Annotated in this window: 13 protein-coding genes and 1 tRNA gene; 4 read left to right on the top strand and 10 right to left on the bottom strand. The window is 68.1% G+C overall.

Annotation, left to right across the window (positions count from 1 at the left end; all coding sequences use genetic code 11):
- On the top strand, positions 1-378 hold a 378-nt coding region (locus DLJ58_RS06315), incomplete at its 5' end, for a cellulose binding domain-containing protein (RefSeq protein ID WP_208740883.1).
- A 122-nt stretch (positions 379-500) separates the two neighbouring features.
- Here the strand turns inward: DLJ58_RS06315 and DLJ58_RS06310 are convergent.
- Positions 501-1,745, bottom strand: coding sequence for an MFS transporter (locus DLJ58_RS06310; protein ID WP_124854278.1), 1,245 nt, complete (start codon positions 1,743-1,745; stop codon positions 501-503).
- A gap of 231 nt (positions 1,746-1,976) precedes the next feature.
- Here DLJ58_RS06310 and DLJ58_RS06305 point away from each other — a divergent pair, with 231 nt between their 5' ends.
- A complete protein-coding gene (locus tag DLJ58_RS06305) occupies positions 1,977-2,627 on the top strand; it encodes a CGNR zinc finger domain-containing protein (RefSeq protein WP_124854277.1) in 651 nt (216 codons plus the stop codon).
- Between the two features lie 129 nt (positions 2,628-2,756).
- On the opposite strand, the gene DLJ58_RS06300 is transcribed toward DLJ58_RS06305, so the two are convergent.
- Both DLJ58_RS06300 and DLJ58_RS06295 read right to left on the bottom strand, forming a co-directional pair.
- Positions 2,757-3,323 (bottom strand): hypothetical protein, encoded by a 567-nt coding sequence (locus DLJ58_RS06300; RefSeq protein ID WP_244218810.1) that lies wholly within the window; start codon positions 3,321-3,323, stop codon positions 2,757-2,759.
- Positions 3,324-3,490: 167 nt separating this feature from the next.
- Positions 3,491-4,051 (bottom strand): hypothetical protein, encoded by a 561-nt coding sequence (locus tag DLJ58_RS06295; RefSeq protein ID WP_124854275.1) that lies wholly within the window; start codon positions 4,049-4,051, stop codon positions 3,491-3,493.
- A gap of 1,179 nt (positions 4,052-5,230) precedes the next feature.
- Between DLJ58_RS06295 and DLJ58_RS06290 the strand changes: the two genes are divergently transcribed.
- On the top strand, positions 5,231-5,929 hold the full coding sequence (locus tag DLJ58_RS06290; protein WP_124854274.1) for a hypothetical protein: 699 nt from the start codon (positions 5,231-5,233) through the stop codon (positions 5,927-5,929).
- Positions 5,930-6,008: 79 nt separating this feature from the next.
- Here the strand turns inward: DLJ58_RS06290 and DLJ58_RS06285 are convergent, their stop codons facing one another.
- Both DLJ58_RS06285 and DLJ58_RS06280 read right to left on the bottom strand, forming a co-directional pair.
- Positions 6,009-6,479, bottom strand: a complete 471-nt coding sequence (locus DLJ58_RS06285; protein WP_124854273.1) for a hypothetical protein — start codon at positions 6,477-6,479, stop codon at positions 6,009-6,011.
- Positions 6,480-6,568: 89 nt separating this feature from the next.
- Positions 6,569-7,138 carry an RNA polymerase sigma factor gene (locus tag DLJ58_RS06280; protein ID WP_158629552.1) on the bottom strand — a complete coding sequence of 190 codons (570 nt, stop codon included), beginning with the start codon at positions 7,136-7,138 and terminating at the stop codon, positions 6,569-6,571.
- Positions 7,139-7,447: 309 nt separating this feature from the next.
- Here DLJ58_RS06280 and DLJ58_RS06275 point away from each other — a divergent pair.
- A tRNA-Arg gene (locus DLJ58_RS06275) sits at positions 7,448-7,520 on the top strand.
- Positions 7,521-7,541: 21 nt separating this feature from the next.
- Here DLJ58_RS06275 and DLJ58_RS06270 read toward each other — a convergent pair.
- The 5 genes from DLJ58_RS06270 to DLJ58_RS06250 form a co-directional block, all read right to left on the bottom strand.
- Positions 7,542-8,480 carry a M23 family metallopeptidase gene (locus tag DLJ58_RS06270; protein ID WP_124854271.1) on the bottom strand — a complete coding sequence of 313 codons (939 nt, stop codon included), beginning with the start codon at positions 8,478-8,480 and terminating at the stop codon, positions 7,542-7,544.
- Positions 8,481-8,564: 84 nt separating this feature from the next.
- A complete protein-coding gene (locus tag DLJ58_RS06265; RefSeq protein ID WP_124854270.1) occupies positions 8,565-9,164 on the bottom strand; it encodes a ClpP family protease in 600 nt (199 codons plus the stop codon).
- A gap of 136 nt (positions 9,165-9,300) precedes the next feature.
- On the bottom strand, positions 9,301-9,798 hold the full coding sequence (locus tag DLJ58_RS35015) for a helix-turn-helix domain-containing protein (RefSeq protein WP_124854269.1): 498 nt from the start codon (positions 9,796-9,798) through the stop codon (positions 9,301-9,303).
- A gap of 113 nt (positions 9,799-9,911) precedes the next feature.
- A complete protein-coding gene (locus DLJ58_RS06255) occupies positions 9,912-11,030 on the bottom strand; it encodes a hypothetical protein (protein ID WP_124854268.1) in 1,119 nt (372 codons plus the stop codon).
- Positions 11,031-11,041: 11 nt separating this feature from the next.
- On the bottom strand, positions 11,042-11,554 hold the full coding sequence (locus DLJ58_RS06250; protein ID WP_244218809.1) for a SigE family RNA polymerase sigma factor: 513 nt from the start codon (positions 11,552-11,554) through the stop codon (positions 11,042-11,044).
- Position 11,555 lies beyond the last annotated feature (1 nt).

The raw sequence follows: 11,555 nt of genomic DNA, 5'->3' as shown, positions 1-11,555 counted from the left end.
ACTCCACCGACCACGACCCCGCCGACGACCACGCCGCCGACCACCACGCCGCCGACCACCCCTCCGCCGAACACCACTCCGCCGGCCGGTGACGGCTGCTACGCGTCGATCGCGGTCAACCAGTGGGCTGGCGGTTTCACCGCGAGCGTGACGGTCACCGCCGGCAAGTCGGACATCAACGGCTGGACCGTGACCGTCGCGCTGCCGGGCGGCGCGGTCACCAGCGCCTGGAACGCGCAGGTCAGCGGCACCAGCGGAACCGTAGGGTTCACCAACGTGAGCTACAACGGACGGGTCCTCGGCCGGCAGTCGACCACCTTCGGCTTCCAGGGCACCGGCACCGGCCCAGGCGTGTTGGCCGACTGTGTGACCAGCTGACTTCAGTCGATGCGGCGGCCCGGCGTGGAAGACCACTCTCCGCGCCGGGCCGCTCTTTTGCCACCCCAGGTGAACGCCCAGGTCGCGCTCGCGCACCAGTAGCTCAGGGGACGCCGCGTCATCTATGTCCGCACGCTGGTGGCCGGTGGCTTCTCGGCATCGCGGCTGCGGGACGGTCGCGCCGACCAACTGCTGTGGTCAGGCTTGTGGGTCCTCCCTCTCCTGCGGGACATCTCGTGGCCGGCGAGCAACGCGATCGCCACGGCCGTCAGCAGGCCACCGAACAATGGGATGACGCGCACCCCGGCCGTCGCCAGCAGACCCGCGCCGATCAACGAGCCGGCCGCGAGGCCGAAGTTGAACGCGACGCTGAGGCTGGCCGACGCCATGTCGGTTGTCGACGGGGCCACCTGCATGACGCGGTGCTGGATTCCCGCGATCAGCGAACTGAACGACATCCCCGCCACGGCGAGCAACGGGATGGTCAACGCCTTGCTCGCGCCAACTCCATAGAGGCCGAGCATCGCGGCGGTGAGGAGCCCGAGCAGCACCAGCACGACACCGAGCGGAAACCGGTCCAGGACCCGGCCGACCGCCCAGGTGCCGGCGACGCCGAACGAGCCTTGAACGAACAGCAGCAGGCCGAGAGACGCTGCGGCGAACCCGCTGACGTCGAGGAGGAAGACGGTCATGTACGTGAACGCGCCCATGGCGCCGGTGACCGCGAGGATGGTGGCGAGGAGGAGCACGACGAAGCGGGGCCGGTCCGGCATCGGCCCGATGTCGCCGGCCCTCTGTTGCGGTGTGACGCTCGGCAGGAGCAGGGCGACCGCGATGCAGCTGACGAAGCCGAAGACGGCCATCGCGACGAAGGCGGCCCGCCACCCGGCCTGCCCGCCCAACCAGGTGCTCAGCGGCACGCCGAGAACCGGGCCGAGCGCGTTACCGATCGACAGTCGAGCCACGATGCGGCCGCGGATGTTCGCGGGGAACATCGAGATCGCCACCGGGAACACCACCGCCCAGAAGACACCGTTGGTGGTGGCGGACACCAGCCGCGCGGCGAGCAACACCTCGTAGGAGGTTGCGAAGGCCGACACCGCCGTCGCCGCGGCGAACACACCGAGGGCGCCGGCGAGAAGCGGGCGCCGGGGCACACGCCGAGTGACCCGGGTAAGCGGGAGCGCCACAATCATGACCACCACGGCGTACCCGGTCACCAGCAGACCGGCCTCGGACCTGGAGCGTCCCAGGTCTGGCGCGATCAGCGTGAGCAACCCGATCGGAAGTACTTCGGTGGTGACGTAACAGAAAGTGGCGGCGGACAAAGCGGCGAGGGCATAGACCGCGCGTCGTTCGTGCACCATTGGCTACCTCCCAGGTCCTGGACGAGGTGTAGAGGATCAGCCGCCACGGATGAGGCACCGTGATCCCGGCTAACAGAGTTTTGACGGTAGCATAGGCAGTTGTGTATCCCTCGCTGTCTCGCGCTGGGAAGCCGCTCTCGCACGCCGGTTGGGCTGCGCGTTGCCGCAGCGGGGGAAGTGTGGGAGCGAAAATTAACCACCTACGAATGTATAGGTGGTAGCATCGTTGGTATGCCACTCGATGTGTGCCAGCTACCCTTGGTCGGCGGCCACCCGGCACTCGATCTGGTCAACACGCTCGAGCGAGGGGGCGAGTCGCCGCACGACTTCCTGACCGACAGTTCCGCTCTGCTGCGCTGGTCCGCTCGGGTGGGCGTGGTCACCGACGCGGAGGTCGACCAGGTGGGCCGGGCGTGGCGCGACGAGCCTGCGGCGGCCCACGCGGGCCTGGCCGCCGTGCGGGACATCCGTGAAGGGCTGCATCTCGTGCTGCTCGCGGCGATCACCGACGCGGACTGTGGAACGGCGGGTGACCCCATCGCGGCCGGGGCCGCGCTGGTCGCTCTACATCAGCGCTGGTCCGGCGCGGCCGTCCGAGCCAGATTCGTGCTCGACTCGTCGCAGGTACGGATGGTCTACGGCACGGTGCCGGCCATGCTGGTGCCGGACCGGATCGCCGAGGCCGCCCTCGACGTCATGCTGACCGCCGATTTGACCCGGGTGCGCCGCTGCCCGGTGCTCGAAGGCGGCTGTGGCTGGCTGTTCCTCGATCAGAGCCGCAACGGTTCCCGCCGCTGGTGTCGCATGGCCGACTGCGGCAACGCGGTGAAGGCGCGACGGCTCACCGAACGTCGCCGCGCCGCCCGGCCCACCAACTCGTAGCCCGTCGCCGGCGGTCTTCGACCACCACCACGCACGGCGGCGGGGTGGTTGGACCGACCACCGGCCCAACCACCCCGCCTACGAGACCGATCGTGTGATCACCTGGTCAGTCGGGCTCTCGCGACAGCGTCACCTGCCACCGAGAAGACGGAGATGGGTGGCGTTGAACGTCTGGTTGTACGGCCGTACACAGGCGTCGTGTCGGGCGTACGCCGTGTCCGTCAGCTTCTGCCCGGCCTCTTCGCTGAGCACCTCGGCGCGCCTGCCCACGTACTCGTGGATGCCATCGACCGACGTGATGGCGTATCCCTGAGTCGTCATGCAGGCGACGTACGTCCTCTCGGCAGACTGAACCGTGGGGTCGGACTTCGCCTGGGCGAGAATGGCCTCCGCGCGTCGGAGCCCGGCCTCCACGTCGACCCGGGCGGCGGCTTGCAGCGTGCTGTCCATGCAACCGGCGGTGTCGTCCGTGCCCCAGAGAGCATCCCCCCAGGCCTGCTGCTGCCGGGGCTCTAGCCCGGCCACCAACAGCTCGTTCGGACTGGGCGACGTGCCGCGCGCGGCGGATGCCTGCTCCACTGCGGCCCTGATGTCGCGGCCGTCGGCCTCCGCTGCGGCGCGCGCCTCCTCGACCAGGAGGTCACCCGGAACGGTCACCGCGTACTCGAAGCCCCGCTCCTTCATACAGTCCGCCACCAGCTGCTCGTGGCGGAGTACCTGATCGCGGATCAAACTGGGCTGTTCGCTGTGGGCCGCTGGTTGAAGGATGACGGAGGCGCCAATCGTGGCCGCGATGAGTGCGGCTACCGACAGCAGTGCACGGTTACGACGATTCGAGTTGTCCATGTCAGAGGTCCGATCTCTCAGCTGACTACTTGGAGGAAGCCATTGGACTTGTCGTATGCGGCGTTGAACCGGTTGTGCAGATGGCTGCGGTCGGTCTGGTTAATCTTGATGCACCCGTTCGACGCGTAGTTGGAGTTCGTCCATCCGGACGTTCCTTGCGAGTGGATGAACAGTTCGGTGCGGGTGGTAGAACCCGAGCACTTCTTCGATCCGAGGTTCCAGACCCAGCCGCGGACGACCTCGTTGCCCCAGGTCTTGTTGATGTGCTCGAAGCGGGTGCTGTCCCTTCCGTCTGGCCAGTAGTAGCCGTTGGGCAGCCACCCCTGGTTGGACAGGCATTCGTTGGTGCTCCCGTTGCCGCTGCCGGCACGCTGGCTGATGCGATAACGCACGCCACCCACGCTGACGTACGCCGTGAGCGTGCTGTTCAACGCGCTTGATGGATTCTTGTCGAAGTCGAACCACGGGGCGGAGTTTCCAGTTCCCTGAACCGCCTCGGTGTAGGCCAGCGCGGGCGCCGACCCGCCGGTGGCGATCAGGGTAACGGCCACTCCGATGACCAGTAGTGCGTCCAACATTCTTTCGGACAGACTTCTGCGATGCGACAAGATGCTTTCCTTTCAACGCCTGAGGTGCATCTGTGCCGTGGAAATGCAGCGCACGACCCACAATTGCGGGGCGCCCCCGTTCCGCGACTTGGTCGGCCGACGCTATCCCGATCGCGGACAGGGTGGTGCCCGCAGTGATCATTACCTGCCAAAAGCCTGAAACTAGGCAAAAGCTGCCGTCAATGGAACTGGCAATCGTGCATTCGACGTCCGTCTTGGAGATCTGGTGACGGCCTGTTCAGGGCATCCATTGCAGGACAGGCGGGGAGGGTTCCGCCCCCATTCTTCCTGGTGAATGTCCCTGTTGCTGTCCGTGAGGCGGGGGTGGGCACCGACCCCTTGCGCGGATACGCCGCGGGCGGCGTCGTCCACGTGGGTCGCAATCTGATGGAGTTGGCTCCTCGGCGTCCTGGCGCTCATCGTCACCGAGGTGGTTCTCGCTGCCCGACGAGACCGGCGCGCCAGATGGTCGGCGATCCTGCTGCTCGGGCCAATGCTGCTGGTCGGGCCGGTGCTGCTGCTCGGGCCGAAGTGCCTGGGTGGATCAGCCAGCGCTGCGGGAAGCCCGGCAGGCAGGGTGAAAGCCGGCGCTGCGGACGAGGACGAGATCAGCGATCGTGGCAGCGCGGGCGCTATTGGCGGCGAGGCTTGGTCAAGCCAACGAGTACCGCCGAAGCCGCTGCGGGAGCCCGGCGGGTGCCACCCTCGGGTGCGATCCAGATTTTGCGAATCGCACTCCTGTCGCTTGATCACTCACCGTCCACGACGCAGAACGTCGGCCATCAGGTCCTTCTGCTGAGACGAGTACGGATCGTCACCTTTCAATCGGACATTTGTTGCACTGGGTTGCGCTGATCGTGCTGGCAGCGGGCAGTCAACGGGCAACCGGAGCCCACTCGCCTGTGGTAGAAATTGTCAACGCGAGATTGTTGCCCGCTTTTCTGGCCATCTTGCCTGCGCAGCCGTGAAACGGGGGAGGTTTCAACGGAACGTCACTGAGAAGAGCGCTGCCACGCCTGCTGTCGTATCAACAGGTGATGATTCATGCTGCGATCAATCGGTCGCAGGACCTCGGGTTACCTCTAAGAGGTGTCAACCGAGAAGCGATTCCTCATACTGGCACACAATGCTTGGTGAAAGGACTCCACTGTGCGCATTTCTATGTTCCGGACGGGGCTGACCGCTCTGTTGACGACTGCCGCACTCCTCGCGTCGCCCATCGCCGCCTCGGCGGCGCCGAGCGCAGGGACCTCACCGGCGCCTGCCGACAAGGTGAACGTGGGCGCCTACGACTGGAACAACGCCAAGGTCGCACCCACCAAGGCCCAGCTGCAGCAGGGCATCGACGACGTCATCTCACGCACGCCTGGTGCGCGCCAGATCGACCAGACCACCGTCGAAATGGCCCCCGGTCTCATCATGCGATTCCGCAGCCCGGTCAAGGACGGTGCCAGGCAGGCTGACTCGCCGATCGTCCCTCTGGCCTCCTGCAACATCTACTACGTCTGCGTCTACACGGACCGGCAGTACGGCGGTGAGGAACTGGTCTTCTCCGTCTGCGGTCGCGAATGGAACCTGGGTAACTACGCCTACTCTGGCGGCGGCTACTGGAACGACCGGATCTCGTCCATAACGAACCAGCAGTCCTCCGGCACTACCTCGTACTTCTACAACTACAACGGTTCGGGTAACTGGAGCAAGATGGTGACCGTTGCATCGAAGCAGTATCGGTCGAACCTCGCCTTGGACACGAGGGAGGATGGCGTCTCCGGAACCCCGAATGACAAGATCGACGGAGTTCACGTCTGCGGCTCGGTCCCCTCGCCTTGGAAGCCGAACCACCCGTGATCATCCCCCGGTAGGGCATCGCTGACAGCGAAGTTCCGCTGGCCTTCCCGGCATGTTCACCGGGAAGGCCAGCGGTATCTCAGTTACCGGTCGGAGCGACAAGCATTTTCACGGAACCGCAGGTTTCAGGCGCGTTCTTGAACTGTTGACCGTCGAGAACGTAGACGAGCTTGCCCCACGTCGGAGCCGGGGACTCAGTGCCACCCGGTGAAGGGCTCGGGTCGACGCGCTGGACGCAGGCGTACAGGTGAGCGGGCGCCTCGTCGCTGAAGATCCGTTCCCAGGATCGGCGGCAGGCGTCGACAGGAGTTTCGCCATCCCGAGCTACTGTCTCTCCCATTCGACGCATGCCCGCCGTGCCGCAGACGAACGCGTCACCATTGGCCGGCTGTGCTTCCGGCGGTGCGACCGGCGCGTGGAAGCCACCAACCGCTGCCGTTGCGCCACCTGCGAAGATCGCTCCAGCGGCAACCATCGCCGCGATTATCGAGGTTCGCTTCCGCGAGCGCTTCTCCGGCTGCCGAGGCACTTCCAGGATTCGGGCGAGCATCCTCTCTCCCTGTGGGCTCGTCGTGAAGTCGACCCGGGCAACCGGCCGCGCACGAGTGATCAGCTCTTCGGTCTCACTACCCTGCCGCTTCACTGCAATCCCCTCATGTACGCCGTCAGGCTGGAGTCCGGCACCAAGTGCGTATCGATCGAGTGGGCCTCATATAGTTTCTTGAACCGGCGGCGCGCCCGATGCAGCCGCACCGCGAACGTTGCCGCGGTGCACCCCAGCACCTTCGCCGACTCCCCGCTGCTGAGGTCGTACCAGTACCGCAGGAGCAGCGCCTCGCGGTCGGCTTCAGGCAGCTTCGCCAGGGCCGCCACGACCTCGGTCCGCCCCTCCCACAGGGGGCCACCGCCAGGACCGGGGTCGTGCTCGACAGTCGAATTCAGGCGATTCTGCAGTGCCGACTGGTCTGCACGGTGCCTGTGCTGCTGCAGTAGGAGGCGCCGCGCGACGCCGAACAGCCACGGGCGCTCATCGCCCACTCGGATGGTTTCTAGCCGCCGCCAGGCCACGACGAAGACCTCAGCCACGAGATCTTGGGCGTCGTCCCTGCTCAGTCGATCACTGGCGTAGGCGTAGATGGCGTTGCCGTGTCGTCGAAACAGGTCGGTAAGGCGTTGGTGGTCCGCGGCGGTCGTGTCGGCGTCCGGCACCATTCCTCCAGGTGGTGGTCTCACACCAGTACTTGTCGTCGCGCGCCGACTTTCTTACCGCAGACCTGAAAAATCTCGCGCGCCGACGACCCGTTCGGGCGTCGCGCTCGCGTGGACAGGCACCTGTGCGCAGCCCGCCGCGTCGTACGCCTGGCCGGCCAACATACCGTCCGGGCCGGTCGCAAGCCGGGGTCGTGTGCTCAAGCCGTGGTCATGAACTGGGCAGACACGGGTCCGGGTGACGGGGTGAACGTCGGCCACTCCCTGCCACCCCTGCTGGACGTCCGGGTCGCTAGACTGGGCCCTCGCGCCCCCGTAGCTCAGGGGATAGAGCATCGGTTTCCTAAACCGTGTGTCGCAGGTTCGAATCCTGCCGGGGGCACCTCACAAAGCAGCGAGCCGGTCAGACGGCGTAGATGAGCTTGACGCCATCCATGCCGAGTGCCGCTGCCCGCGTGCCGCGGACCCCGCTGTTGAGGTTGCGCCAACTGTTGTCGCTGGCGGCCTCGTGCACCCACCCGTCGACGACGTTGTAGATGTGCTTCACCCCGTTGACGTTGAGCGCGGCCAGCGAAGTGCCCTGTGCGCCGTGGATGCCGGTCCACAGGTTGGCCCAGCCGGCGTTGCTGGCGGCCTCGTGGATCCGGCCGCCGTTGAGGGTGTAGAGGATCTTCGTGGATCCGAGGGTGACCGCGGTCGTCGCCGTGCCGGTCACCGCGCCCGCGCTGCCGGAGACCGGCAGGGCACGCCAGCCGGCGTTGCTGGCCGCCTCGAACACCTGACGGGGCTGGTCGGCCGGGTTCTGCTGGATGAAGACGAGTGGGTTGATCCGGGTGCCGGACGGGCTGATCATGTGCCAGTGCAGGTGCGGGCCCGTCGAGCTGCCCGAGCCGGGTGCGCCGGCCGCGCCGCCGGAGCGGCCCACTATCGTGCCCGCGCCCACGCTGGCACCGTTGCCGAGCAGGAACTGCGACAGGTGCAGGTACTGGCTGCGGTACCCGTCCGCGTGCTGGATCGTGACGGTGTGCCCGCCCGTACCGTTGTTGGGGAGGTTCTGGATGGTGCCGGCGCCGCAGGCCGGCAACGCCGTGCCGACCCCCATCCCGAAGTCGATGCCGCCGAGTGATCCGCGGCTGAGGTGACCCTCCCAGGTGTCGGTGATCGGGTAGGCGCTGAACGGGTTGTAGATCGCCGGCGCGGCCTGGGCGGGCTCGGGAACCAGCAGGCCACCGGTGCTGATGGCACCCGCACCCAGCACGGCCGCGCGCAACATCGTGCGGCGACTCACGGCGGAGGTGGTCGTGTCCCCACCGCAGCAGCGGCCTTCGTAACCGTCCGTCATTCCCACTCCTCCTGCGCCCGCCAAGATATCTACGGAGGCTAATGGGTGGGGTGGTCTGGCGGTACCGCAGCTACCAGACGTTGATCAGAGCGTCGGCAGCTGTTCGGCTCGGGCGACCACCTGGTCGATGAGGCCGTACTCCCGGGCCTGCTCGGCGGTGAACCACCGGTCCCGGTCCCAGTCCCGCTGGATCTCGTCGAGCGTCCGTCCACTGTGCTGGGCGATCAGCTCCTGCATCGTCCGCTTCACGTGCAGCATGTTCTCCGCCTGGATGGTGATGTCGGCGGCGGTTCCGCCCATCCCGCCGGACGGCTGGTGCATCATGATCCGCGAGTGCGGCAGCGCGTACCGCTTGCCGGCCGTACCCGCGCAGAGCAGGAACTGCCCCATCGAGCCGGCGAACCCGAGCGCCAGCGTCGCGACGTCGTTGCGGACGTAGCGCATCGTGTCGTAGACCGCCATTCCCGCGCTCACCGAACCGCCCGGCGAGTTGATGTAGAGGTAGATGTCCCGGTCGTCGTCCTCGGCGGCGAGCAGCAGGATCTGCGCGCAGATCTGGTTCGCCGACTCCTCCGTCACCTCGGTGCCGAGGAAGACGATCCGCTCCCGCAGCAGCCGTTCGAACACCTGGTCACCGAAGGACGGCTGCCCGCCCTTGAGCATCCGCACGTCGTACCCGATCATGTGCCGCCGCCTTCCGCCGTGCCGGCGGGCGGTGGGGACCACCCGGTGGACCGGCCCTTTCAGCGTGCGGCGACGGCGGTGGCTGGCCCAGTGATTCTGCCGCCGGCAGATCCGCCGACGGCAGAACCCGCGCGGCCTACGCGACGGTCAGCCGCCGCAGGCCCAGCCGGGTCTGTGCGCAGTCAGCCAGGGCGGCGGTACGCGGACCGGGGCGAGAGCCACCAGCGGAGGCTTTTCCGTCGACGCTGAGGGTCGGCTCGCTCGCCACCGGCCCGCGGTGCAGGACGAACCCGCTGACACGTGGACCCACCAGCAGGGTGGCGTTGCCGATCTCCCGCCGAGTCGCATCGACCCGCTCCAGGTGGGTGAGCGCGGCGCGCGGCGCGACGGGCAGGCGCGGCTCGACTCGGCGCATGTCGTCGCGGGCCTCGCCGAGCAGGTCGGCGAGGCTGATCCCGAGCGCTCGGCAGATCGCCGCCAGCACCTCCGACGAGGCCTCCTTCCGGCCCCGCTCGACCTCCGAGAGGTAGGGCACTGAGACGTCGGCCGACGCGGCAACCTCGCGCAGCGTGCGGCCCTGACGCTGGCGGTGGCGGCGGAGCACTCCGCCGATGACTCGTCGCAGCAACGACATGCCGGCCTCACTTTCGCGGTCGCCGTCGGGAACACCCTCATCATGCCCGTCCTCGGCCGTCCGGACCGACCCGTCCGGGCCCGCGCCGCTTCGACGGCGCGGGCCCAGGGCTCTCACCGGTGCAGGTGGGTGTGCCAGTTGGCCGGCTCGGCCACCAGCGTGACCCTCGGGAACAGCGCCCGAGTGCCACCGGTGGGGAGCAGGGCGCTGTCGTCGATCGTCACGTTCGCCCCGTTCACGTCGTAGACGGTCAGCGACTCGGAGCCTTTCTGCCCGCCGAACCGCGCCGGGTGCCCGCCGACAGTGGTGTTCGGGTCGACGTACTCGTTGTCGGCGGGATCGGTGATGTTCCGGTAGCGGGAGATGCTCACGGTCATCGTCCGGGCCCGCTGCTGGCCGGGATCGCCGGTGATCGACTTTGGTGACCAGGTGGTCGACGCGTACCAGACCTTCGGCTCGTCCAGCGACTCCTGCACGTCGACGGCGATCACCTGTAGTGCGGCCGGTACACCCGCCACCGTGGCCGGCATCGGGATCGGGTCGTCTGCGAACCGCAGCGCCCGGGCCACCCGCGTCGCGGTGCTCCGGACGTCGGCTCCGACGCCGACCACCCTGAGCTGTGCCCAGCCGTCCGGGGCGTACCGCCAGCGCAGGATCGCCTCCGGCTGCTCGGCCCCGCTGTACGAGGCGAAACTGCTGGCCCCGCCGTTCAACTGCGGGCCGGGTGTGGTCTCGCCGGGCCGGGCCGCTTCGCCGCTGTCCCGCTGCGGTGCCGAAGGCTGCACTCCCTTCGGATAGAGGGTGATCGCGACACCCTTCCATTGGCCGCCGCCGGGCGCGGTGGACGCGCTGAGATAGACGCCGGAGCCGGAGAGCAACAGCCCGGCCTGGTATTGAAGATTGGGCAGCCCGTCCGGCAGCCAGCCGAACCGGACGTACACCCGCTCTGGGTCGACCGTGGTGAGCGCGTCCGGCAGGCCGGTCTGGCCACCGGCGGGCGCCGTGCCGAACGGGGCGGGGGCCGGCGGTCGGTCCGGGGTGAGCAGGTCGGGGACGGTGAGCCCGCCGACGGTCAGCGCCACCGCCAGCAGCGCGGCGCCGGCACCCTGGGCGAGGCGGTGTTGCCGCCGTGCCGTGCTCATCGCCCGTTCCACGTCCAGCACGACGGAGGGCCGCTCGGCCGACTCGATCTCGGTCAGCATCAGGTCGCCGATCTGGCGTTCGTCCAGCATCGTCACTCCTCTCAGTTCGCGGTCAGGGTGGGGGTGAGCAGGGTGCGCAGGGTGGCGAGGCCCTTGGCGGTCTGGCTCTTCACCGTCCCCGTCGAGCAGCCCATGGCCCGGGCGGTCTCCTCGACGCTGAGGTCCTGGAAGTACCGCAGCACCAGCACCGCGCGTTGGCGTGGCGGCACCTGCCGCAGCGCGCCCACCAGGGTGATCCGGTCGGTCGGGTCGGCAAAGGCCCTGGACACGTCGGGCAGCGCGGTGCCGAGGCGGACCCGCGCCCAGCGCAACCGCCGCTCGTCGATCAGTCGCCGCACCAACATGGTGCGGACCAGCGCGTCCAGGTGATCGGCCTGTCGGGCCCGCGCCCACGAGCGGTACAGCTCGGTGAGCACCCGTTGCAGGATGTCGTCGCCCCGGTCCCAGTCCCCGCACATCAGGTAGGCGGTGCGCCGCCACTGCACCATCCGGGACCGGACGTACTCGGTGTATTCGTCGTCGGCCTCGGCTCGCCGTCTGCCGCTCGTCGTCACG

Origin of the sequence: Micromonospora arida, from assembly GCF_003857035.1 — a bacterium.
GTDB classification, from domain to species: domain Bacteria; phylum Actinomycetota; class Actinomycetes; order Mycobacteriales; family Micromonosporaceae; genus Micromonospora; species Micromonospora arida.
The sequence above is the reverse complement of the archived record's forward strand: the minus strand, read 5'-3'. Positions and strand labels throughout refer to the sequence as shown.